Genomic DNA, 24,896 nt, shown 5'->3' with positions numbered 1-24,896 from the left:
TCGTATCGTCGGCGCCGGGCTGCGGGGCGGCAGGGCCCGGCGCGGGGTACCCTTAGGTCAGCGGGGTGTTCAGCGGGTCGGTGCGCAAGGCCTCGCGCGCCAGGCGCACCGAGCCGTCGGCGCAGGCGAAGGCCACGGCGGGCAGATCGCGCGACAGCAGCAGCGCCACGCCCTCGGTCATGCAGTAGGCGCCGGCCTTCTCGAAGGCGAGGAGGGTTCCCGGCGCAAGGCCCGCCACCGGCATCGCCTTCATGAGGATGTCGTTGGTGGTGCACAGCGATCCGCAGATCGTCCAGTCCTCCACAGGCTCGTCGGGCGCGGCCAGCTGGCGGGCGGGCCACGCCTTCATGCCCAGGCCGCCGCCGTAGTAGGTGATGTGGTGGATGCCGCCGTCCACGATGGCGTAGTTCACGCCGAGGTTGCGCTTGGCATCCACCACGCGGGTGAGGTAAGTACCGCACCAGGCCACCAGACCGCGGCCGATCTCCAACGTGACGGGCCCCTCAAACGCCATGGCGTCCAGGCGCGCCGCCAGACCTTCCAAGTGCTCGCGCATCGCCGCGGGATCCTCCTCGGCGAAGTAGTCGGCGGGCAGCCCGGGGCCGTACTCGAACTCCCGGCAGGCGAAGCCGTAGTCGGCGGCGAGAGCCTCCATGAGCGCATCGGCGCGGGCGAGCTCGCGCTCAACCCGGCGCAGCGAGGTCTTCTGGGTGCCGGAGAACTGCTGGATGCCCCAGATGTCCACCGCCGGGTCGCTCCCGTGCTCGGCGATGATGGCGCGGATGTCGGCCTCGTCCATGCCGAATTGGCTGCCGCAGGTCAGGCGCAGCAGCAGCGGGAGGGGACGCGCGTACTCGCGGGCCAGCTCCAGCAGCATGTCGAACTGGCGGCGCGACTCCACCGTGTAGCGGTGCACCTCGGCGCCCGCGTCCAGAAGCCCGCGGATGAGCGCCTCGTCCTTGGCCACGCCCGACAGCACGATCTCTCCGGCCGGCACGCCGACGTTCTGGCAGATGCGCAGCTCGCCGGGCGAGCACACCTCGAAGCGGTGCACGTAGGGGCTGATGAGGGGGATGGCGAGCGGGTTCGCCTTCACGGCGAAGCACAGCGTCGCGCGCGGGCCGAGCACGTCCTCCAGAAGCGCCACGCGCTCGCGCAGGGGCTCCTCGTCGAACACGTACAGCGGCGTGCCGAACTCGTCGGCGGCGGCTATGAGGCGGGAATCGTTCATCGTTCTCCTTCGCTCGCGGCGGGGCTTGCGCCCTCGGCCTGGTCGGCACGGGCGCCTCGGGCGCTCCGCATACGGGCGCGGCGAGCGCGGGCGGCCGCGCGGCTCTGCTCCAGCAGGGCGGCGCGATCCACCTTCCCGTTCTTGGTGAGCGGCATCTCCTCCACGGCGGCAATCTGGGAGGGAACCATGAAGGGCGGCAGCTTCTCGTGCACCTCCGCGCGCACGGCCGCCACGTCGGCATCGCCCTCGTAGAAGGCGACGAGCCGTTTGCGCTCCTTGTCGTAGGCGCAGCGGCAGCGGCGCACGCCCGCCACGCGCTCGATGGCCAGGTCCACTTCCTCCAGCTCGACGCGGTGGCCCTGGTGCTTGATCTGGTTGTCCACGCGCCCGCGGTAGAACAGCTCGCCGGACTCGTTGTAGGCGGCCAAATCGCCCGTGCGGTACACGCGGTCGGGGAAGCGGTCGTGCAGCGGGTTCTGGGTGAAGGACGCCGCCGTGCGCTCGGGATCGCCCACGTAGCCCAGGGCCAGCGACACGCCGCGCACCAAAAGCTCGCCCACCTCCCCCGGCTCGCTCACCTCGCGGCCGTCGGCGCCCACCACGAGCACCTCGCGGTTGGGGAAGGCGACTCCCAGCGGGATGCCCTCGGCGTAGTCGCGCCCGCGCTCTATCTCATGGTACAGGCAGTTGCAGGTGACCTCGGTGGGCCCGTACAGGTTCACGAAGCGCGCCTCGGGCAGATGCTCCATCCAGGTGCGCAGATGCTCCACGGGCATCACCTCGCCGCTGAACAGCACGCGGCGCACCGACGCGAGCGTCTTGCCCTCCAGGCCGTGCAGGCTCGTGATGAGGCAGAGCGCTGCCACGGCCCAGGTCATCACCGTCACCTGCTTCTCTTCCAAATAATCCACGAGGGCCGCGGGCTGGGAGAACAAAGGACGCGGCACCACGACGAGGGCGCAGCCGGCCGCGAGCGCGCCGTAGATGTCCTTCACCGACACGTCGAAGTCGAAGGGTGCCTGGTTGGCCACGCGGTCGTCCTCGCGAAAGCCGAAGAGCGTGACGAAATCGCCGATGAAGTCGATGATGGCCCGATGGCTCACGGCCACGCCCTTCGGCGTTCCCGTGGAACCCGAGGTGAACAGCACGTAGGCCGGGTCGGAGTCGGTCACGCCGCGACGGGCTGCCGCGAGAGCCTCCGCATCGGCCTTACCCGCGAGCACCTCGTCGGCCGCCAGAAGCTCGCCGCCCTCGGGCAGCGCCGCCGCGGCGGCGGCCATGCGGTCGGCGTCGGCCACCACGAGGGGGTTGCCCAGGGCGCCGGCAATGCGCGCGAGGCGGTCGGCGGGCACCTGCGGATCCACCGGCACGTAGAAGCCGCCGGCATACAGGGCCCCCAGCATGATGCTCAGCGCGTCCGCGCCCTTCTCCATGTACACCACCACGGCCCGATGCGTGGCGTTGCGGGCCGCGAGCGCCGTGCCGGCTCCCTGGGCGCGCTCGCGCAGCGCGGCGTAGGTGCACGATCCGTGCTCGTCGATGACGGCGACGCGGTCGGGATGCCGGTCGGCATCATTTTCCAAGTATGAGAGTACGCTTCTTCGCAGCGGCATGCCGTATTCCTTCCCTTAGGGCAGCTTTTCCATTCTAGTAAACGTCCTGGGAAAGTGGTCAAGATTCATAAGGGAAAACCTTAACATTTTGCCAACGGTACGCCGATTGGATGGTTTCGCGCCCCCAAGCGCACCTCCCCTGCGCCGCAGCCCGCGCGTTCGGGGCCTCTTTCTTGCACTAGCGCAAAAAACTATGGCCGCGCAATCTGTAGGAAACCTGAGAGGGAGTATCATGGTTCCATCTATTTCGCGGCGCAGTTTTTGGGCCGTGTCCGACGTGCTTAGGGGGCACTCATGCAGATTATCGAAGAGAGGGTGTACGCGTTCTCGAAGGACAACCCGCCGTGCTATACCGCGCATCCGGGCGAGGTACTCGTGTTCAAGAGCCTCGATTGCTTCTCGGGCCGCCTCACCGACGAGTCGGTCACCATGCGCGACATGGACTTCTCCTACAACATCACCAACCCGGCCGCGGGCCCCGTGTACGTGGAAGGCGCCGAGGTGGGCGACGTGCTCGTGGTGGACATCTACGACATCCAGGTGGCCGACGAGGGTACCATCGCCACCGACGACCATTGCGGGCCGCTGTTCGAGGGCACCGACTACCGCACGAAGAAGATCCGCATTAAGGACGGCATGGCCGACTTCAACGGCGTGCGCTTCCCCATCAACCCTATGATCGGCGTCATCGGCACCGCCCCGGCCGAGGGCGCGCCGGCCGACGGCTTCGTGGGCAACTACGGTGGCAACATGGACAACAAGCTCATCACCAAAGGCACCCGCCTCTACTTCCCCGTACGCGTTCCCGGCGCCCTGCTGCAGATGGGCGACGTGCACGCCACCATGGGCGACGCGGAGCTGTGCGGCACCGGCATCGAGATTGCCGCCGAGATCACCGTGCGCGTGGGCGTGCTGAAGAACTTCGAGCTGCACTGGCCCGTGCTGGAGACCTTCGGCCCGGCGGGCAAGTGGTACGTGAACGCCAGCGCCCAGGAGTACAACGAGGCGCTCGTGTGCGCATCGAAGGAGATGCAGCGCCTGCTCATGCGCATTACCGGCTGGGACGCCGTGGACACCTACATGTACATGTCGGTGCAGTCCGACGTGGAGATCAGCCAGGGATGCAAGCCCTGCGAGGTGCAGCTGTCCCTGCGCATCGGCACCCCCAAGCTGCCCCAGTTCCCGCCGCTGGTGGGCTAGGAGCTCGGGGCCTGACGGCGCGGTGCTGGCGGGGAGCCGCCGGCGCCGGGTGCCGACGACGTGCGGCATGCTGGGGAGCATCCGCGCGTCGCGAGGGAGACGCCCGCCGTCCCACGAGGCGCGGCGTATTCGCTCAACCCTCGCCGAGAACGCACGGGCCTTGAGGCCTGCGGGGCGCACCGCCCCGCGCAGCCCGCTTCGCCCATGCGCTTTTGGCGAGATTTGAGATAGAGGGAAAGGAAAGGGAACGGAAAGGAAGGAGACAGGAATGTCAAAACCCGTTCAAGAGCCGACGATCGGTCTCGGTGAGGACATCGAGGCCTTCGGCTACAAGCAGGAGCTGAAGCGCGGCCTTCGGCTTCACGACGTCATCTTGTATGGCGTGCTGTTCATGGTGCTCATTGCACCGCAGTCCATCTGGGGCTCGCTGCAGGTGGAATCCGGCGGCCTCACCCCGCTCGTGTACATCATCGGCTTCGTGGCCATCAGCTTCACCGCTCTGAGCTACGCCGCCATGTCCAACAAGTTCCCCATCGCGGGCTCGGTGTATTCCTACGTGCAGCGCGCCATCAACCCGCACGTGGGCTTCATGTCCGGCTGGCTCATCCTGCTGGACTACATCCTGGTGCCCTCGCTGCTGCTGGTCATGGTGGCCAACTGGGGAACGACGCTCGTGCCCGGTTCTCCCTGGTGGCTCTGGGTGCTTGTGTTCATCGCCTTCAACACCTTCGTGAACGTGCGCGGCATCACCATGTCCAAGGGCGTTGACTGGGTCATCTTCGCCGTGGAGATCATCGCCCTCATCGTGTTCATCGCCGTGGGCTGCATGTACGTCTCCGGTGGCGGCGGCTACGGCGAGTTCTCCACCGAGCCGTTCTACAAGCCCGGCGAGGTCGACCTCCACTTCGTGGCCACCGCCGTGTCCCTCGCCTGCCTGTCCTTCCTCGGCTTCGACGGCATGTCCACCCTCGCCGAGGAGACCTACCAGCCCGAGAAGAACATCGGCAAGGGCATCCTCATCGCCCTGTGCATTATGATCGTGGTGTTCGTGGTTCAGACCTACGTGGCGGCCCTCATCCTGCCCGACTGGGCGAACACCGACCCCGACATGGGCTTCTTCGACGCCTGCTACACCGCCGGCGGCCTGCTCCTGCAGAACTTCATGCTCGTCATCAACATCGTCGCCATCGGCATTGCCAACATCATGAACGCCCAGATCGCCTCCTCGCGCCTGCTGTTCTCCATGGGCCGCGACGGCGTGCTCCCCCGCGTGCTCGGCAAGGTGCATCCCAAGTACCAGACCCCCTGGGTGGCGGCCATCTTCCTCGGCGGCTTCTCGCTGATCCTCACCCTGACCGCCGGCCAGTTCGGCGGCATGACCGTGCTCGCCCCCATGGTGAACTTCGGCGCCCTCGCCTCGTTCATCGTGCTGAACTTCGGCGTGTTCTGGTACTTCTGGTGCAAGGAGAAGCAGCGTGGCGGGAAGGCCGTCCTGCGCTACCTCATCTGCCCCTGGATCGGCATTCTCATTCTGATCTACGTGTTCACCGGCTTCGACGCGCTCACCTACGGCGTGGGTGTCAGCTGGTTTATCGTGGGTCTCATTATCGCCGCCGTCATCTCCAAGGGCTTCAAGGAAGTGCCCGAGGCCTTCAAGCACCTCGAGGTGTAGGGTAGCGACAGGCGCACGTCGCGCGACCTTACGATGCGCCACCCGCGCAGAGCCGCGCCATGCAGCCCAGGCAAGGTCGCGACAGACCTTGCACGACGCGCAGGCCTGACACGCCACCCGCGCATGGGCCGCGGCGCGCGATCTGCGCCGCATATGACGCCCGCGAAGCGCCCCCGGTTCGGCCGGGGGCGCTTCTTGTATACTGTGCTCGTGCAAAGATGCCCTTTTTGTCCATGTTGATACAGGGTGTTTGACCTGGTAATTTGTTGAAAAATTCCAGGTCAAATGCGTGGTCAAAACAAGGCTGTTCGCTTGAGCGACCACGCGAGATTGGGCCAACAGAAAGGAAGGCACCTGTGAGAATCGGGTTTATCGGGCTGGGTAACATGGCGAGCGCCATCATCGGCGGCATGCTGCGGAAGGGCGTGAGTCTGGACGGCCAGGCGCCCCTGAGCGCCGGCGACATCATCGGCTCGGCCAAGACCGAGGCCACGCGCCGGGCGCGGGCCGAGGAGTTCGGCATTGCCGTAACCGCCGACAACCGCGAGGTGGCAGCAGGCGCCGACGTACTGGTGCTGGCCGTGAAGCCGCAGTTCTTCGGCGAGGTCATCGATGAGATTCGTGACGCGGTGCGCCCCGACGCCCTGGTCATCTCCATCGCCGCCGGCCTCACTTTGGAGCGCATCGCCGCGCTGTTCGCGCGCGACGTGAGCACCATGCACCTCATCCGCTGCATGCCGAACACCCCGGCCCTCGTAAACGCCGGATGCACCGCCGCGTGCCCCGGCCCCGGAGCTACCGAAGCCGACGAGGCCGCCTGCCTCGCGCTCATGGAGAGCTTCGGCCGCGCCATCGTCATCCCCGAGCGCCTGATGGATGCCGCGAGCGCGGTGGCGGGCAGCTCGCCGGCCTTTGTGTTCATGTTCATCGAGGCTTTGGCCGACGGCGCCGTGGAAGCGGGCATGCCCCGCGCCCAAGCCTACGAGTTCGCGGCGGCGGCCGTGGCCGGATCGGCGCAGCTCGTGCTGGAAACGGGCCGCCACCCGGGAGACTTGAAGGACATGGTGTGCTCGCCGGGCGGCACCACCATCGAGGGCGTGCGCGCCCTGGAGCAGCGCGCCTTCCGGGCAGCGGCCATGGAGGCCGTCGGCGCCTGCGTCACGAAGGCGAAGGAGCTGTAGCCCGTCCCGGCATGCGGCGTGAGGACCTGGCGGCTCGAACGCCAGATCCTCACGCAAAGGGTACGCCCCGGAAGCGCTTTCAGCCCCGAGCCGCCTACGGTTCGGCTACCGTTTTCCAATCTGCGCGTCGAGCGGACTATGATTGAGCCCGCATCCCCTCTGAAAGGCGGAACTATGAACATGACGAAAACGTTGCGCGTCGCGGCCATGGCGATGCTGGCCTTCGGGCTCATGGCGTGCTCGGCCTGCTCCCTCCAGGGCGGCTCCAACGAGGCTGCCCCCGCAACGCGCAGCGACGACGCTGCAGCGCAGCCGAACGCCGGCGGCGAGCCGGCGGCCGGCGAGGTGACCAGTACGGCCATGGTGGCCTACGCCAACGGCGACGAGCTGCTCTTCGTCGACCAGGAGACCCAGACCCCCTACATTCCCACCAACATCGACGACGCGGCCATCATCTACAACGGCCAGGAAGTCGACGAGGACGACCTGGTGGCGGGCAACATCGTGCAGGTGACGGGCAACGGCATCATGCTGGAGAGCTATCCCGGCCAGTACCCCGGCATCACGAAGGTGGAAGTGGTCGAGCAGGGAAGCCCCGCCGATGCCGAGCAGTACGCCGACATTGTGGACACCGTGTTCGCTGCGCCCGATCAGAGCCAGGTGCCCGTCGGCAACCTCGACTACAAGACGACTGACGCCCAGGTGAGCGTCATGCTGAACCCCTACAGCTACGAATGGGCCTTCGACCAGCCCGACGGAACCCCCGATCGCGTGGCCCAGGACGGGGACATCCTGAACGCCGATGGGACTGTGCTCGACGGCGCGCCCGACGCCCGCATCAGCGGCGCCGTGGACGCTTTCGCGGCCTTCTCGGTGAACCCCACCTCGGTGGAGATCGAGCGCATCCCGCTGGCCGCCGGCTCTACCGCCGACGCGGCGAAGGTCGATCCCACCGCCGATGACACCAACGTTCCCTGCACGCTCGGGGAAGACGGGGCAGCGGCGTTCACTATCGAGCCGGGCGACCTCTACCGAATCGACGCCACCTTCCCCCAGGGCGAAGCCGACTACGCCTTCTTCACCGTGAGCTGAGGGCCCCCGCAGCAAGCTTCACATCCCTCACGGCAGCTGCCAGCCGAGGGCTCCTCAACAGCAAAGCGGGCCGGGATCTCTCCCGGCCCGCTTTCTTGACCGCCCTTACAGGCGGCGCTCTGATTCCGAAGCTCCTACAGGATGTTCTTCAGCACGATGGACTTGGTGTGGGTCATCTCGTCGAAGGTGCTCATGACGCCCTCGGTGCCGATGCCGGAGTACTTGTAGCCGCCGAAGGGCTGCTCGAAGGAGCGGTAGAAGCTCGCGCCGTTGATGACCACGCCGCCGGCCTCAAGCTCGCAGGCGAACTTCGCGCAGGTCTTCTGGTCGGCCGAGAAGATGCAGCTGGACAGACCGAACTTCGAGGCGTTCGCGATCTCGATGGCCTCGTCGGCGGTCTTGAAGGTGATGATGGGCACCACCGGGCCGAAGATCTCCATGTCGATGGCCACGTCCGCCGTCTTCGGCACGTCCACGATGACCGTCGGCTCGATGAAGGCGCCGTCGCGGCCGCCGCCGAGGACGATCTTGCCGCCCTGCTGCACGGTAAGCTGGATCTGCTCCTCCACGGTCTTGGCAGCCTTCTCGGAGATGAGGCAGCCGATCTGGGTGTCCTCCTCCGACGGCATACCCTGCTTCAGGGCGCCGATCTTCTCCACGACCTTCTTCGTGAATTCCTCGGCCACGTCCTCGTGCACGAGGAAGCGTTTGGAAGCGCAGCACACCTGGCCGGTGTTGTACATACGGCCCCAGATGACCTCGCTAGCGGCCAGCTCGATGTCGGCATCGGGCATCACGACGAAGGCGTCGTTGCCGCCGAGCTCCAGCGCGGTGTGGGTGAGGGTCTTGGCGCATACCTCGGCGGTCTCGATGCCCACCTCGGTGGAGCCGGTGAGCGTCACGAGGTCCACGTCGGGGTTCGCGCACAGCTCGTGGCCCACCACCGAGCCGCGGCCGGTGACGATCTGGGCGGCACCGGGGGTAACGCCGGCCTCGCCGAGCAGGGCGGTCAGCATGCACAGGGTCAGCGGGTTATCGGTAGAGGGCTTCACGATGACGGAGTTGCCGGCCAGAAGCGCCGGGGCCACCTTCTGGTCGAACAGGTCGCAGGGGAAGTTGAAGGGGATGACCGCGGCCACCACGCCGAGAGGCTCGCGGCGGGTGATGAGCACCGTGGTGTCCTGACCCTGCTCGCAGCCGGCGGTGATGACCTCGTCGTAGAGGTGCTTCGCGCGCTCGGAGAACGCCTTGAAGGCGATCGGAATGTTGCCGATCTCGGCGCGGGCCTCGGTGATGGGCTTGCCGGTCTCGTCGGACAGGGTGCGGGCGAGCTTCTCCTTGTCGCGCTCCACCAGGTCGAGGAAGGCCATCATGATCTCGGCGCGCTTCCACACCGGCACGGCGTTCCACTCGGGCTGGGCGGCGCGGGCGAACTTCACGGCCTCGGCCACGTCCTCGGCGGTGGCGGCGGGAACCGTGTCCACCACCACGCCCGTCGCCGGGTTGACAACGTCGATGGAAGCGCCGTCGGAGGAATCGGCCGCTTTGCCGTTAATGAACATCTTCATAGAAATAAACTCCTTTGTTCGATGCTTGTCCGGGAAGGTCCGCGGGCATTTAGCTCGGGCAGGCTTCGCTTGGTGAGACAGTCCACTGGACTGTCTCAGTCGCTGCAGAAAGCCCAGCGCCAAACACCCGCGCGCCTCCCCTTCTCTTCCTTATAAGAAGCGAGGATCCAAGAGCAGGGTCACTACTTGCTGAAACCGGTGAAGCTCAGCATGAGGCCGCCGCAGGTGTTGTTGTTGTCGCTCTCGAAGCCGTACTCGCCGAAGGTGAACTCCATGAGGTAGGGAATGTCGCCGGCCACCTCGGCCACGGCGGCAGCCACTTCCCCGATGCGGGCGTCGATGCCGGCGCGGCGGCCGCCGCAATGCACCAGGTGGAAGGCTGCGGGCTCGCCGGGCATGCGGTCCATGAGCTCGCGCAGCGTGTCGGGCACCGACTGGATGAGCTCGTCGACCGTGGCCTCCATGCGGATGACGCAGGTCTTCTCGGCCAGGTTGTTGCCCACGTTGATGGAGAAGTCGTCGTTGCCGTTCATGGGATGGCGGATGGCAATGAGGTCGCCCAGGCGATCCTTCACGCCCAGCGGCGAGAGCACCGTGTAGGCGAGCAGGTTGCCACCGGCGATGTCGTCATCGGTGCAACCGGTCCACTCCTGGAACTTCTTGGCCGCCGGCACGCCGTCGATCTCAACGAGGGTGCGGTTGCCGTCGATCTTGGTGATGATGCCGAAATCCTCGGTCTCGCGATAGGCGCCGGTGAACACGTTGGTCATGGCCGGGCCGCCCCAGAAGAACGCGGCCACGCAGCCGTCGGCGAAGGACTCGCCGGTGGTGTAGAGCTTCCACTCGCCCGCGATGGAGTTGTCGGCAGCCGAACCGCCGAAGAACGGGATGCGACCCACGACGGAGGCGATGCCCTTCAGATAGAACTCCTCCTCAGCGGGGGACGCGGCCATATAGAAGTAGTCGGGGGCATCGGTGCGGCCCGCGGCCTCCATGGCCGCCGTGGCCAGCGCGGCACCCGCCACCACAGGGTCGTCGTTCTCGGAGCGGTCGGCCGCGGCCACCCCCACCGTCATGGCGTCGTCGGACAGGGCGAGCACACCCACAAACGGCTCGTCGCCACCCACGTATCCGGCGCCCGGAACCACCACGCCGGTGAACGAGGTGTTGCCCAGCACAGGCACTTCGGGAAGCGCCTCCCCTACGCCGGCCACCACTTCGTCAACATCGTAAGCGCAGCTGCAGTACACCATGGCCACCTGAGTGGCATCGAGGCCGGCAGCCGCCTGGGCCGCGGCCTCCTTGCCCGCAGCGCGGGCGTCGGCGGCAGTGCTGGAACCTACGTTAGCTTTGAACATGGTCTCCTCCTAATTTCAAATGAGGCGTCATTGCCTCTGGGGGTCATAGTAACGCTAATCGGTACCGTAAAGTTAACCGATTGCTACCTTTTTTCGAGATTTCCATACCTCTTACCCGATTAGTTAAAGATAAGTTGTTGACTAATCTTTTTCCTTCATATATAGACGCTGCGTCAACAACCTGGAGCCCCTTCTCACCGCGTCGAAGGCAGGCGCGACGGCATCCGCCTGCCAGCCAGCAGCGGGGGCAGCCTCCGCCAAATCCAGCGCGCAGCGGCGGCCTTCCGCGCCCCCATCAAGGTGCGCGCCATCGCGTTGCCAACACCCCTGCTATACTGGCACGACCCCACGCGAAGGAGGAACCCCGTGCGCTATCTCATCGCCTCAGACATCCACGGCTCGCTGCCGGCGGCCGAAGCGCTCATCGCCCGCTTCCACGAGGAGGACGCCGACCGCATCCTGCTACTCGGCGATTTGCTCTACCACGGACCGCGCAACCCCCTGCCCGAGGGCTACGCGCCTGCCGAGGTGGCGAAATTGCTGAACGAGTATGCCGACCGCATTACCGCCGTGCGCGGAAACTGCGATGCGGAAGTGGATCAGATGGTGCTGGATTTCCCCTGCCTTGGTGACTACGCGCTCGTGGTGGACGAGGGCACCACCCTCTTCCTCACCCACGGACACCTCGATGTTCGCCGGGCCATCGAGGGCCTCGCCCGCGGCTCGTTCGTCTTCAGCGGGCATACCCACGTGAAGGGCATCGGAAGCGCGTTCGCCCCGGCCGCCCTGGGAGACGATGCACCAAGCCACATCACCTTCGCCAACCCCGGCAGCGCCGGCCACCCCAAGGACGGATCAGCCAGCTACTCCCTCTACGAACACGGCACGGTAGAGCTGAGGAAGCTGTAGGGCGGGCAGTCTCGCCTTCGCAGGGCTCGCGCCTCGAAGCCCCCGGATATGAAAAGAGCCCCATTGCTGGGGCTCTTCTTGATTATGGTGGTCGGAGGGGGACTTGAACCCTCGACACACGGATTTTCAGTCCGTTGCTCTACCAACTGAGCTACCCGACCAGGGGCGCGGAAAGCAATCGCTTTCGACGCGAGCATATATTCTAGCGGGAGCCCATGCCCATTGCAAGAAGTTTTTTCGAGAATCGCGGAACGAGACGCCGGAGCGGTGCGGAACGAAACGCGCCTTTGAAAGGGGTGTCCGTTGGCTAACGGTAACCGCAGCGTTATAATGCCTACACGCAAAACACCCTGTCAACGGAAAGAAGACGCACCATGAAGTCCCTTTCGCTTGGAATGCACCTTACCGGGCGTGTAGCAGCTGCAAGCCTGGCCGCGATCATCGCCACGGCGGGCCTTGCGGGAGCAGCCTCCCCGGCCGCTGCGTGGGCAGACAGCACGACCCTCCATGAGGCCGCAAGCGCCCTCGCCGATGACGGCGACGACGCCGTCCTCACCATCGTCGCCGGCCGCGCCGTGCGCGACGGCAACGTGTACCGCTTCCCCGATCTGAAGATCACGGCGAATACCGACAAGAACATCCGCAGCATCACCGTGCAGTTCACCACCGCCATCACCTCGGGCGACGACGTGCAGTTCGATACCGTGGACGGCTTCGTCGTGACGGGCAAGACCGCCAACCGCTCGGTGAATGCCTCCAACGCCGCCGAGGAAGACGGAGGCTGGCCGGCCGAGAAGTGGGAGGAGTACCTGCAGCAACACATGCGCGTCACCCTGGCCGGCGGCAGCGGCACCAAGGGCCTGCGCATGATCGCGAGCCTCACCCCCGTTACCGACATCTACGACTACAACTCCGAGAACGGGCACTACTACCGCTACGTGAACAAGCCCTCCACCTGGACCGAGGCCCGCGATGCGGCAGCGGCCGCCGAGCCCTACATGGGCATGAAGGGCTACCTCGTCACCGTCACGAGCGCCAAGGAGTCCAGCTTCATCACCACGCTCATCGACACGAACATGTGGATGGGCGGAACGGCCGAGCCCACCCTCGGCGCCGTGGCGAACACGGGGTTCACTTGGCAGAATCCGGCTACCGGATGGCCCTATAGCTTCTACTGGGTCACCGGCCCCGAGGCCACCATGGGGCCGGGCGGCACTCCTATGGAGATCTGCCGCATGACGGCGGCGGGCGCGGCGCAGACAGTCAAGGATCCTGTCACCGGCGGCAACGCGTACTTCAGCTTCGCCTCGGGCGAGCCGAACAACGCTAAGAACATCGGGTCGTACGACAACGCCGGCGCCCAGCCCTCGGGCGAGTACTGCCTGCATATGTACAGCCAGAAGAACTCCGCCGGCGTCGCCACCGCAGCGGGAAACATCGGGAAGTGGAACGACTACCCCAACTACCCCAACAACGGCGCGCACCAGAAATGCTGCTACGTTATTGAATACGGCGGCCTTGAGGATGATATGGAGGATCCGGACAACCCCGGCAACGACGGCGACGCCGATGTCGACGTGAACGTGGACGTGTACGTGAAGGTCGACATCAACGTCGACCCCGAGGAGCGCACCATCACCACCGAGGCCGACAGCATCAATCTGGGCCAGACGCTCAAGGTGAGCGAGAACATCAACGGCGGCGTGCTCGATCCCACGTCCGACCAGGTAACGCGCACCTACACCCTGATCGATGCCAACGGCAACGACATCCTCGACGAGAACGGCCGGCCCATCACCGTGCCCGAGAGCGAGGTGCCCTACCGCGCCGGGCGCTACAAGGTGACCTCCACCAAGCCCAACGCCGACGACGGCACCGAGTTCGTCGCCGGCACCGCCACCTTCACGGTGCGCCCCGCCACGGTGGATCCCACCCGCGAGACCACCGCCGACGGCACCACCCAGCCGAAGGTGTACGAGAAGGTGTACGACGGCACCTCTGACTTCAGCCTCGGGAACGTGGCGCTGCCCGGCGTGCTGCCCGCCCACGCCTCCGACGTGAAGATCGCCGCCGACTCCGCGGCCTACGTCACCTCTGAAGTGGGCGATACCAAGGTCGTGCTGCAGGGCGCGCGCCTGGAGACGGCCGACGGCAACGCCACCTCCAACTACACCCTGGCCGGCGTGAAGGAGGACGGCTCCCTCGAGCTTGCGGCCCGCATCGTTCCCCGCGAGCTGGTGGTAAGCGCATCGGCCACGGTGCGCTGGGGCCTCGAGGGCAAGCCGCTCAACGACGAGGCGGGCGCTCCCATCGCCTTTGCAAGCGACGAGGACGTGCACGACAGCGCCACGTCGCCCTGGGCCGCCAACATGCTCGCACCCCGCGACGCCCAGCGCGTCGAAAGCGGCATCGCCTCCATCCTGGGCGAGGCCACGCTCACCTGCACGCGCGATAGCGACGGGGCCGCGCTCGATGCGCAGAATCCCCAGGCCGGCACCTACACCGTGGCCGTCCACTTCTCCGAGGTGAACCCCCTCGGCGCCGCAGCCAAGGCCGCCCGCGCCCTGGCCGCGCAGGCCGGCGGCGCCTCCTTCGACGCGCCCATCACGAACGTGAAGGACCTGGGAGGCGGCCGCTACGACATCGGCAACTACCTTCTCACCCTGAAGCCGACGAAGGTGGTCGTGACCGCCGATCCGGCCGGCGACGGCGCGCTCGGCGAGATCGGCGACCTCATCGAGGGAGGCACCATCGAGGAGGAGGTCACCCCCGGCAGGCCCCCCATTTCCAAGGACGACCTCGACGACATCGTGAAGGATCAGATCGGCGGCAAGGTGCCCGACACCGATCCGATCATCACCATCATCAAGGACGGCGAGGAAGTGGACTCCATCGATCCCACCGTGCCGGGGCACTACGTGGTCATCGCCACCTACCCCGATCCCGATGGCGGCGAGGACAAGGTGGTGCGCTTCGAGTACGTCGTCTCCGAGCCGAAGCCTGACGACCCCGGCAAGCCCGAGGAGCCCGGCACTCCCGAAAACCCCGACGGCACCCAGCCGCCCGCCGGCGATGTGGTGGTCGACGAGACGGTGACGCGCCCTGTTGATCCGAACGGCAAGCCCATCACCAAGGACGACATCGACAAGGAGATCAAGACCGAGTGGCCCGACAAGGTGCCCGCCGACGTGAAGCCCGAGATCACCATCACCCTGAACGGCGAAGAGGTAGACTTCATCGATCCCACGCGTCCCGGCACCTACTACGTCACAGCCGTCTACCACGACCCCAACGGCGGCCCTGACAGAATCGTGCGCCTGACCTACGTGGTGGAAGGTGCCGACGAGGAGGGAACCTCCGTGACGACCAGCCGCCACCGCCTCGCCCAGACCGGCGACGAGGCACCCATCGGCGCGGCGCTGATCGGCCTCGCGGGCGGTGCGGCCGCCCTGGCCATCGCCCGTCGCCGCTGCCGCGACTAGAGACCGCACTCCGCGCGACAACGAGCGCCCCGCCTGCACTCACAGCAGGCGGGGCGCTTTCGTCTTTCCCCATTTACCGAGCCCGCTTACGCCGGGCGGCGCGCAGCAGAAGGAACCCTCGCCACGACCCCGCGCCGCCCGGCCGCAGATCCAACTGCCCGGGAACTCTTACGCCACGAAGGCGAACAGCGTGCCGAAGGCGATGAAGGGGGCGAAGGGCATCGCCTCCTTGAAGGCCGCCGTGCCTCCCTGCTCCTCACAGCGCTTGCCGATGCGCCGCCACGCCGCGCGCGCCAGGGCGTACAGCACGCTCGCCAGACAGGCGGCGAGCAGGCAGATGAGCCCGCGCTCGGCGCCGAGGAACAGACCCAGGGCCGCCATGAGCTTGATGTCGCCGCCGCCGAACGACTCCTTGTGGGTGATGGCCTCGTACAGCGCCGTGAGCACGAGCAGACCGCCGCCCAGGATGACGGCACCGATAATGCCGCCGGCAAACGAGGCGCCGACGATCTCCAGCCCCGGGGGCACCGTCACCGTGGGAGCCGGCGCCAGGAACTCCGCCCGGAAGCCGAGTCCCATATGGCGCCCCGCAAAGCCGAGCACCACGCGCCACAGCAGCCACAGCGCCGCCAAGCCGCCCGACAGCACGTTCGGCACGCGCCGCTCGCGCACATCCACCACCGCGATGGCGGCGAGGAAGGCGAGCACGAGGCCGTAGGCGGCAAGGGTGACGATGGAGATATAGGTCATGGGAGAAGCCTACTTGCACCCGTCGCCGAAGATGAGCTCGCGCTCCTCGCCCGTGAGCGCGGCGCGGGCCTGGTCGCGCAGGTTGTTCACGCCGATGAAGAACTGGCGCATCATGACCACCACCAGGTAGCGGCCCTTCGGCGTGAGCGTCAGCTCGTCCGCGTTGTCGGTGGCGAAGGCGCCGCACGCGCGCATGAAGGCCATCTCGGCCGGCAGCCCGCGATCGACGGTCATGCCGAAGTCGCGCTCGAACTGGCGCTTGTCGAGACGCAGGCCGAACAGCTGCATCATGAAGCGGTAGCGCATGCGATCGCGCAGGCTGAAGGTGGTCTTGCCCATCATGGACATACGGCCGCTCTCGATGGCCTCGTTGTACTCGCGCACCGAGAAGGTGTTCACGTACAGGTTCTCGCCCAAATAGGTGATGCCGCCCGAGCCGATGGCCGGGTACTCCTCGTAGTCGACCACGTACTCGTCGATCATAGCGTCCTCGCCGGCAGCGCCCGTGCCGCGGCGGTTGAACGTCCACGCGCTGCCGAGCTCGAACAGACCCGGGCAGCCGCCGGGCAAATCTCCCAGCAGCAAATCGCAGATGATCTCGTAGAAGCGCTGCTCGCGGTTGTAGTCCACCTTGCCCACCGTGGCCGCGAGCGACCGTTCCACCGAAGGGGAGGCCATGAGCGGGTAGAAGGTGGTCTGGCTCGCGCCGGACTTCACCACCATCTCGATGTCGCGGATGAGCGAGTCCTCCGTCTGGGCCGGGAAGTTGAAGATCATGTCAGCGTTCATGGACACGAAGTACGGGCTGGCCTCGCCGATGCGCTCCAGGATCTCCTGGCCGCAGCCGTACTTGTCGTAGCGGTCCATCTGGCGCAGCAGGTCGTCGTCGAAGGACTGCACGCCCACCGACAGGCGCTGCACGCGGCCTTTCAGCTTCTCCAGATAGGAGGGAATGAGGTGGTTCGGGTTCGTCTCGCTCGACACTTCCTTGATGGAGAACAGATCGCGGGCCAAGTCGATGGTCTCGCACAGCTCGTCGATCATGATGGTGGGGGTGCCCCCGCCGATGTAGACCGAGTCGAAATCGTAGCCGAGCTCCTTCAGCATGCGCATCTCTTTGCGCATGTTCTCGAAGTAGGGCAGGGCACGGTCCTCGCGGAAGGGGAAGCGGTTGAACGAGCAGTACGGGCAGAGCCGCTCGCAGAACGGCACATGCATGTACAGCATGTAGGGCTGGCCCGGCACCGGCGCGGGCATGCGCTCCTCGGTGCAGGGGGAAAGCTTCAGGTAGTTGGCCGTGCAGGCGGCCACCACCTTCGACAGCAGGCGCTCGGAAATCATGGGCTACTCCCAGGCCGAACGGCCCTGCAGGGCCTTCTTGCCGATGTCGTGGCGAAGCTGCTTGCCCTCGAAGTTGATGAGGTCGCAGGCCTCGTAGGCGCGCTCGCGGGCCTCTTCGAAGGTGTCGCCGGTGGCCACCACGTTCAGCACGCGGCCGCCGTTGGTGAGCAGCTCGCCGTCGAAGTTGCGCCTCGTGCCGGCGTGGAACACCGTCACGCCGGGCAGCTCCTCGGCCTCCTCGATACCGAGGATGACCTTCCCCTTCTCGTAGGAGCCGGGGTAACCCTCGCTCGCGAGCACCACCGACACGGCCCAGTCGTCCGACCACGCCAGCTCGATATCGTCGGCGCGGCCCTCGGCCACGGCCAGCATCACGTCCACCAGGTCGCTCTCCAAGCGGGGGAGCACCACCTGGGTCTCGGGGTCGCCGAAGCGCACGTTGAACTCGACGATCTTCGGGCCGTCGGGGGTCAGCATGAAGCCGCCGTACAGCGTGCCGCGGTAGTCGGTCGCGAAAGGAGCGCGGGCCGTGGCAGCGGCGGCATCCTCCATGATGGACACCATGGCGGCCATTTCCTCGTCGGTGACGATGGGCACCGGCGAGTACACGCCCATGCCGCCCGTGTTCGGACCGAGGTCGCCGTCGTAGGCGCGCTTGTGGTCCTGGGCCGGGGCCATGGGGAACGACTTGCCGTCGGTGACGAAGCAGAGCAGCGAGCACTCCGGCCCGGTCATGCACTCCTCGATGACCACTGTGGAACCCGCCTCGCCGAAAGCGCCCTCGAAGCAGGCGCGCACCGCGGCCTCGGCGTCTTCCAGCGTCTCGGCCACCACCACGCCCTTGCCGGCGGCCAGGCCGTCGGCCTTGATAACGATGGGAGCGCCCTGCTCGCGCACGTAGGCGAGGGCCGCCTCCTCATCGCTGAAGCGCCCGTAGGCGGCGGTGGGAATGCCGTTGGCCTCCATGAACTCCTTGGAGTAGGCCTTCGACCCTTCCAGCTGGGCGCCGTCGGCATTGGGGCCGAACACCGGCACGCCGTCGGCACGCAGCACGTCGGCCACGCCATCGACGAGCGGAGCCTCGGGACCGATGACCACCAGGCCGATCTTCCGCTCATGGACGAAGGAGAGCAGAGCCTCGGAGTCGGCCACGTCGATGTCCACGTTCTCGGCGATCTCGGCGGTGCCGCCGTTGCCCGGCGCCACGTAGAGCACATCAGTCTTCGGAGACTTGCGCAGGGCCCACGCGATGGCGTGCTCGCGGCCGCCCGAACCCAATACCAGAATGTTCATACCGGTCCTCTCCTACCAATTTCGCATAATAGTCTGATCGCGGTCGGGACCCACGGAAATGATGCTCATGGGCACGCCGCACACCTCTTCCAAATACTCGATGTAGGCGCGGGTGTTCTCGGGAAGTTCCTCGTAGGTGCGGCACCCGGTGATGTCCTCGTCCTTCCAGCCCGGAAGCTCCACGTAAACGGGCTTCGCGTGGTGAAGCACCGACTGCTGCATGGGGAAGTAGTCGTAGCGCTCGCCGTTGCACTCGTAGGCCACGCACACCTTGATGGTGTCGAAGGCCGACAGCACGTCGAGTTTCGTGAGGGCCACGTCCGTCAGCCCGTTCACCTCGGCGGCATAGCGCCCGATCACGGCATCGAACCAGCCGCAGCGGCGCTTGCGGCCCGTGGTGACGCCGAACTCGTGGCCCGCCGCGCAGAGCAGCTCGCCGTCCTCGGCATCCTGCCCCTCACCGCCGTTCTCGGGGAACTTCAGCTCCGTGGGGAAGGGGCCCTCGCCCACGCGGGTCACGTAGGCCTTGCTGATACCGAGCACCCGATCGATGGCGGCCGGCCCCACGCCCGTGCCCGTGGCCGCGCCGCCGGCGCAGCAGGAGGACGAGGTGACGAAGGGGTAGGTGCCGTGGTCGATGTCGAGCAGCGTGCCCTGGGCGCCCTCGAAGAGGATGGACTTGCCCTCGGCGAGCGCCGCGTTCAGCATATGGGCCGACTCGCACACATAGGGGGCGAGAATCTGGGCATAGGGCAAATACTCGTCGCAGATCTCCTCCACGGTGTAGGTGTGCAGGCCGTAGATCTTCTCCAGGATGGGGTTCTTCTGGGCGAGCACCGCTTCCAGCTTCAGGCGGAAGATCTTCTCGTCGAGCAGATCCTGCATGCGGATGCCCTTGCGGCCCATCTTGTCCTGGTAACACGGGCCGATGCCGCGCTTGGTGGTGCCGATCTTCTTCTCGCCGAGGCTCTTCTCGTCGGCGCCGTCGAGATCCTTGTGGTACGGCATGATGAGGTGCGCGTCGTTGGAGATGCGCAGGTTCTTGCAGGATACGCCCTCGGCCTCCAGCATGGCCATTTCCTTCACGAGCACACCGGGGTCTACCACCACGCCGTTACCGATGACCGGCACCGCGTTCTCGTACATGACACCGGAGGGCATGAGGTGCAGCGCCAGCTTCTTGTCGCCGTGGATGACCGTGTGGCCGGCGTTGTTGCCGCCTTGGAACCGCACGACGTAGTCGTAGTCGCTGGCGATAAGATCGGTGATCTTCCCCTTGCCTTCGTCGCCCCACTGGGCGCCGACGAGCACTGTGCTGGGCATGCTGCGTCCTTTCGTCGAGAGCCTTCTGCTCGAAGAGGTAAGTATAGTACAGGGAGCGCAAAAAGACCCGCGGGTTCGGTACCTGCGGGCCTTTTCTACGGGGCGAAGATCAGGGAACGGCCTCCCCGAGCACGCGGAGCGGCGAAAGCGCTACTCCTTGCGGCGCTTGCGGGTGGCGAACAGCGCCAGCGCAAGGGCGGCCGCGCCCACGAGCGCGACGGAGGCGCCCAGGGCGATCGTCGTATCGCCGGTCTGGGCGAGGCGGGTCAGGCGCGTGGCTTTCTGCGCGTCGCCACTTGCCGCGGCGCCGCCCTGGCCATCGGAGCCCGTACCGCCAGCATTGGCACTGCCGCCATCGCCGTTCCCGTCGCTGTTGCCGGATCCGGAGCCTCCATCGCCCGAGTTGCCGCCGCCCGGGTTGTTGCCCGAGGGGTCGTTGCCGTCGGGATTTTCCTGATCGGGCACGGCCTCGAGCACCACCTGCACCGAGTGGTTGGTGGACAGGCGGTCGAAGGTCACGGAGTCGGCGCCGAGGAGGTCGGGGCGCTCCACGCCGTCGACGATCACCTTCACCACGCGATAGCCCGCATCGGCCGACCAGCTGACCGTGTAGCTGTCGCCGGCGGTCACCTCGGCCGAGGGCGTCACCGTGCCCGCGCCGCCGGTGATGCCGGTGGACACGACCCAGTAGCGGCCGTCGTTGGCGTTGGTGGGCTTGTCCTTCTGGGTGGGGAGCACATCATCGCCGGGCAGCGGCTTGCGCTCCACCACGAGCTCCACCGTGTTGTCCTCGCCGGGCTTCAGCTTGTCGGGGGGAATCACCACGTAGCCCTTCTCGATGTCCTCGGGGGTGAGCGTGATCTCCTCGCCGTTCACCACGATCTTCGTGGGCTCGCTGCCCTCGGGCACATCGTCCCACTTCACCACGGTCTCCTTGTCCGGATCGGGCTGGCCGCCCCACTCCGGCTCGGCATCGGGGTCGGCGGGGTCTTTGGTGCCGATGGTGATGGTGCCCGAACCGCCGTCGACCGTGGGCGTCACCGTGGTGGCGTCGTCCTTGGCCTTCTTCGCAGTGTCGTCGTCAACGGGCGGCTCGCTCTCGGCGGCGAAGTACACCTCCACCTTGTGGTCGCCGGCGATGCCGGAGATGTCGTAGCGCGCCGTCTGCTCGGTCATGGCGCGGGCCACCTTCACCTCGGGAGGGAAGGTGGGCGACGCCGCGCGGGCCAGGGCGAAGGCCATGGGCACCACATCGTCCACCACCGCCTCGGCGACCTCCTCCTCGAGACGGGTGGAGGGATCGGTCTCGTCGTAGACCACCGCGCCGTCCACCACCACGCGGGCGATGCGGCTGCCGGCATCGGGCGTACCGAGGATGCCCGTGTACTGCTGGCCCTTGAACAAGGTCTTATTCTCGGACACCTTGCCACGGCCGCCGCCGATGCTGAAGCCGGTCACGTTGATGTGGAAGAGGGCGGGACGCATGGTGATCACCACGTCCTGATCGGCCTTGATATCGGACAGCTCCAGCGTGTCGTCCCGGGTGCCGGCGCGCTCGTCGCCGTTCACCGTGACGCTCGCCACCTCGTAGACGGCGTAGTTGGGGTCGGTAGGATCGGTCGTCGTCTGCACGATGGGCTCCCAGGCCACCTCGTAGCTGCCGCCCGGGGCCACGGTAGCGCCGCCGGTAATGGAGCCGGGACCGCCTTCGATCTTCGTGTTCACCAGGTAGTCGAGCTGGGACACCTCGGACTCGTGGCCGATGGCCTTGTAGCGCACGTCCACCACATGGTTGGCGGACACGGAGGCGAAGTCGAAGCTGCCCTTGGCAATCTCCTCGGCGGTGAGGTGCTGCTTGCCGTCGATGACCACCTCGGTCACCTCGTAGCCCTCCTCGGGCTGCCACCACACGTTCACGTTGCCGCCCACGTCCACCGTGCGCGTCGGCGAAGCGGAGAGGCCCTCCGAGCCGCCGTAGCGGTTCACAGTCACGGTGTACCAGCCCGGGGTGACGGTGGAGCCGGCCGAGGGCATCTTCACCACGGTGACCACCACCTCGTGGTTCGCCGAGATGTCCGAGAAATCGATGGTGGAGTTCTGGGCATCGTAGGGCTTGCCGTCCACCTCCACAAGGGACACGTAGCGGTCCTTGCCCGCCGACCAGGTCACCTGGTAGCTGCCGCCCTTCTTCACGCTGGCCGACGGGGTGAGGGTGGTGGTGGCATCCACCGAGCCGCGCAGGCGCGTGGTAACGGTGTAGTACGCGGCCTCGGATGAGTCAGGCGCAGCAGGCGCGTCGGGCGCGGGCGGCTCCACCACATAGTGGATGACCACCTCGGTATCGGGGCCGCCATCGGGATCGGGGTACGTCACCGTGATCACGTACTCGCCCGGCTCCGTGGGGTCGATCTCATCGACCACGGTCTTGCCCTCGGTGATGGTGATGGTGGGCTTCACGTCGGGCACGGCGGGCTTGGACGGGTCCTTGCCGCCGGGGCTCACCTCTCCCCCCACGATGTCCAGGATGTCGTCTTCGGTCACCGGCCCGCTGCCCGGGTCGGCGGGATCGGTCGTCACCGTGGTCTCGATGACCGTCGGGGCCGGCTTCGGGCTCACCTTCAGGGTGCTCTCGCCGATGGTAAAGCGGTAGTTGCCAACGAGGTAGGAGTTGGTATCGGGGTCGTAGGCGACGCCCTCGCCCTTCAGCGCGGCGTTCACAAGGTAGGTGCCTATCTGGGGCTTCGCCTCGTTGAGAGCCAGGCCTCCCTTGGTGGCCACGGAGTAGTCGATGGTCACGCCGGCCAGCACCTCGGCCAGGGCGTCATCGGGCGCGAGCATGTTGCCGTTCCAATCCGTGATCCAGGAGGTCTTCTCGCCCGTCGTGGGGTTGGTGTTCTCGGTCTCGGCGGGGTTGCCCGTGGCCTCGTCGAAGTCGGCCAGGTCGTTGGTGGGGTTCGTCTGGCCGGTAATGGGCTTATTCACCTGCCACTGGGTGACCGGCGAGCCGTTGGAGCCGAGCAGCGACGGCGTGAGCACCACCTCGCGGGGCAGGATGGTGCCCCGCACGGTGAGGGTCTTCTGGCCCTCGTTATCGGGGTCGGCCTTCATGCCGGCCAAGGTGTAGCTAGCCGCATCGGCACCCTCGATGCGCACGTTGTGGAGCACGAGATCCTGATCGCCCACCTCCGAGGTGGCGAACGTGGCGTAGTCGTAGACGAGCTTCGCGTCGGGGAAGCCGGGCAGTAGCAAATCCTCGAGACCGATGATCTGGGTGGTGAAGTTCGTGGTGCCGTCGTAGACCTTGGTGTAGTGACGGTCCACCGCCGGCTGGCTCGGCTGCGAGGGGTCGTCCGGGGTCGGCGTCTCGGCCTCGGTGGTGACATCCAGCACCGCCGGCAGAATCTTGAACTGGGCGGAACCGGGCTTGTAGTCCTCGGCTTCCACGGAATCGCCGGCATCGCGGTACACGGCGCTCGACTCCACCTTGTAGGTTCCCACGGTGGTGGGCGGCTCGTCGAGCTTCGTCCAGATTCCGTCCTCCTCCTTCTTGTAGAAGGTGCGGACGACCTCGGAGGGAACCTGCTCGCCGGAGGCGTCGGTCTTCATGATGTCACCGCCGTTGGCGTTCTCGGAGATCTTCAGGGGCTGGCCGAGGCGCACGTTATCGGCCGAGGTGGTAATGGTCTTGCCCAGGGGGTCGATGTCGATTTCCACCTTCACGAACACATCGGCGTTGCCCGACCCGTCGGACGTGGACTCATCCTCCCCGTCTTCGGGGTCTCCCGGCATGCCACCGTACTCGATAACGTAGTAGTTCACAGAAGTACTCGTTTGACTGAAGTCGTTCCATGCCCCGCCGGTGGAGGCGTAGAAGTGCATGCACTGCTCGCCGCTCGAGTTGTTCGGCTCGCCGGTACCCCAGTTCGTGAACATGGTGCCACCGTCAGGATCGGGTGCGGCGACCTGGGCTTTATAGGCGCCGTAAGAGGCGAGCTTTCCCGCTTCCGGGCCATCGACCCAATAATAATAGGCCTGGCTGCTCGTATACGTAGTAGCGGGAGTCGTGATGTTGTGAGCCTTATAGAAGTCCGCGTAGTTGTTCTTCACGGGCCCCGTGTACGCGTCCAGGCAGGTGAGCGACGTCCAGCAGTTCTGGCCGATCATCGAGTACACGTAGTCGTGCTCTTCCTGGCTGGTAACCGTCACGAGATAGCCCTGCATGCCCATGTACTTGTTCTCGGGCTTCCGAGACTCGGCATAGGCGGTTGGCCATGACACCGAGGTGTGCTGCACGGTTTTGTAGTAATGGCCGTTCAGGGAGTTATAGTCGTAGAGCTCAGTGACGGGATTGTAGTTCGCGATCATGCGGAGGCTCGTGGTCTTGTCGGCGTTCGACAAGGTGATGGACATGTTCTCGCGCAGGAACTTCTGCCATTCGGCCGCCGTGGCGCCGGAGCTCTTGTTGATGGAGCGGTTGCCCGCCTTCGTCGGCTGGAACAGCACGAAGCCGTTGGCGGTGTCGTCCTTGATGTTGATGGAATCGGCGTTCGTAATGGGGGACGTGAACTGCACCGTGATGCTCTTGATGAGTCGCTCGCTCGTGCTCTCCACGGTGAGGTAGGGGAACCGCCAGGAGCCGTCGTCCTGCTTCACGGCGGCTCCGGCCTTGATAGTGAGGGTTGCCTCGGTTACATCCGCTTCAGCGGCGGGGGAAGCACCCCCCCCCCGCAGCCTCTTCGCCGTAGGCCTGGAGGGCCGGCGCGGGGAGCATGAGACCGATGGCCAGCACGGCGGCCGTAGCGCACCGAAGAAGAGTTGCCTTCGGGGAAGGACGGGTGTTCAAGTGCATTTCAGTCATGAATATCGCCTCGTTAATCCTGTAA

15 protein-coding genes and 1 tRNA gene are annotated in these 24,896 nt (G+C 66.3%); 6 read left to right on the top strand and 10 right to left on the bottom strand.

The window, feature by feature from the left end; translation table 11 throughout:
* Positions 1-52: 52 nt before the first annotated feature.
* Entirely contained in the window at positions 53-1,231 is a 1,179-nt protein-coding gene (locus Q5064_RS00390; RefSeq protein WP_302961291.1) for an alanine racemase, read from the bottom strand.
* On the bottom strand, positions 1,228-2,844 hold the full coding sequence (locus Q5064_RS00385; protein ID WP_302961290.1) for an amino acid adenylation domain-containing protein: 1,617 nt from the start codon (positions 2,842-2,844) through the stop codon (positions 1,228-1,230). The genes Q5064_RS00390 and Q5064_RS00385 overlap by 4 nt, the downstream gene beginning before the upstream one ends.
* A 294-nt stretch (positions 2,845-3,138) precedes the next feature.
* On the opposite strand from Q5064_RS00385, the gene Q5064_RS00380 reads away from it, so the two are divergent.
* The 4 genes from Q5064_RS00380 to Q5064_RS00365 all read left to right on the top strand — a co-directional run bounded on the left by Q5064_RS00380 (position 3,139) and on the right by Q5064_RS00365 (position 7,989).
* Positions 3,139-4,044: an acetamidase/formamidase family protein gene (locus Q5064_RS00380; protein WP_302961288.1), complete on the top strand. Its 906-nt coding sequence runs from the start codon at positions 3,139-3,141 to the stop codon at positions 4,042-4,044.
* Positions 4,045-4,312: 268 nt separating this feature from the next.
* Positions 4,313-5,716 (top strand): APC family permease, encoded by a 1,404-nt coding sequence (locus Q5064_RS00375; RefSeq protein ID WP_302961286.1) that lies wholly within the window; start codon positions 4,313-4,315, stop codon positions 5,714-5,716.
* Positions 5,717-6,072: 356 nt separating this feature from the next.
* The gene (gene proC / locus Q5064_RS00370; RefSeq protein ID WP_302961285.1) at positions 6,073-6,897 is read left to right on the top strand and encodes a pyrroline-5-carboxylate reductase; all 825 of its coding nucleotides are present in this window, start codon (positions 6,073-6,075) and stop codon (positions 6,895-6,897) included.
* A gap of 174 nt (positions 6,898-7,071) precedes the next feature.
* Positions 7,072-7,989, top strand: a complete 918-nt coding sequence (locus Q5064_RS00365; RefSeq protein ID WP_302961283.1) for a hypothetical protein — start codon at positions 7,072-7,074, stop codon at positions 7,987-7,989.
* 134 nt (positions 7,990-8,123) lie between these two features.
* Here the strand turns inward: Q5064_RS00365 and Q5064_RS00360 are convergent, their stop codons facing one another.
* Both Q5064_RS00360 and Q5064_RS00355 read right to left on the bottom strand, forming a co-directional pair.
* On the bottom strand, positions 8,124-9,557 hold the full coding sequence (locus tag Q5064_RS00360; RefSeq protein ID WP_302961281.1) for an aldehyde dehydrogenase: 1,434 nt from the start codon (positions 9,555-9,557) through the stop codon (positions 8,124-8,126).
* A gap of 182 nt (positions 9,558-9,739) precedes the next feature.
* The gene (locus Q5064_RS00355) at positions 9,740-10,915 is read right to left on the bottom strand and encodes an FIST signal transduction protein (RefSeq protein WP_302961279.1); all 1,176 of its coding nucleotides are present in this window, start codon (positions 10,913-10,915) and stop codon (positions 9,740-9,742) included.
* 366 nt (positions 10,916-11,281) lie between these two features.
* Here Q5064_RS00355 and yfcE point away from each other — a divergent pair, with 366 nt between their 5' ends.
* Positions 11,282-11,824, top strand: a complete 543-nt coding sequence (gene yfcE / locus Q5064_RS00350) for a phosphodiesterase (protein ID WP_302961278.1) — start codon at positions 11,282-11,284, stop codon at positions 11,822-11,824.
* Between the two features lie 85 nt (positions 11,825-11,909).
* Here the strand turns inward: yfcE and Q5064_RS00345 are convergent.
* Positions 11,910-11,985: transfer RNA gene (locus Q5064_RS00345), tRNA-Phe, on the bottom strand.
* Positions 11,986-12,198: 213 nt separating this feature from the next.
* On the opposite strand from Q5064_RS00345, the gene Q5064_RS00340 reads away from it, so the two are divergent.
* Positions 12,199-15,306, top strand: coding sequence for a YDG domain-containing protein (locus Q5064_RS00340; RefSeq protein WP_302961277.1), 3,108 nt, complete (start codon positions 12,199-12,201; stop codon positions 15,304-15,306).
* 168 nt (positions 15,307-15,474) lie between these two features.
* On the opposite strand, the gene Q5064_RS00335 is transcribed toward Q5064_RS00340, so the two are convergent.
* The 5 genes from Q5064_RS00335 to Q5064_RS00315 form a co-directional block, all read right to left on the bottom strand.
* Positions 15,475-16,056, bottom strand: coding sequence for an A24 family peptidase (locus Q5064_RS00335; RefSeq protein WP_302961276.1), 582 nt, complete (start codon positions 16,054-16,056; stop codon positions 15,475-15,477).
* Positions 16,057-16,065: 9 nt separating this feature from the next.
* Positions 16,066-17,397, bottom strand: coding sequence for a coproporphyrinogen III oxidase family protein (locus Q5064_RS00330; protein ID WP_302961274.1), 1,332 nt, complete (start codon positions 17,395-17,397; stop codon positions 16,066-16,068).
* Between the two features lie 3 nt (positions 17,398-17,400).
* Positions 17,401-18,690 carry a phosphoribosylamine--glycine ligase gene (gene purD, locus Q5064_RS00325; RefSeq protein ID WP_302961273.1) on the bottom strand — a complete coding sequence of 430 codons (1,290 nt, stop codon included), beginning with the start codon at positions 18,688-18,690 and terminating at the stop codon, positions 17,401-17,403.
* A gap of 12 nt (positions 18,691-18,702) precedes the next feature.
* Complete coding sequence (locus Q5064_RS00320) at positions 18,703-20,013, bottom strand: adenylosuccinate synthase (RefSeq protein WP_302961271.1); 1,311 nt, start codon at positions 20,011-20,013, stop codon at positions 18,703-18,705.
* Positions 20,014-20,163: 150 nt separating this feature from the next.
* Complete coding sequence (locus tag Q5064_RS00315; protein ID WP_302961270.1) at positions 20,164-24,666, bottom strand: C-type lectin domain-containing protein; 4,503 nt, start codon at positions 24,664-24,666, stop codon at positions 20,164-20,166.
* Positions 24,667-24,896 lie beyond the last annotated feature (230 nt).

The organism is uncultured Adlercreutzia sp., from assembly GCF_958431955.1.
In the GTDB taxonomy this organism is placed as follows: domain Bacteria; phylum Actinomycetota; class Coriobacteriia; order Coriobacteriales; family Eggerthellaceae; genus Adlercreutzia.
Note: the sequence above shows the minus strand (reverse complement) of the source record. Positions and strands in the feature narration are given on the sequence as shown.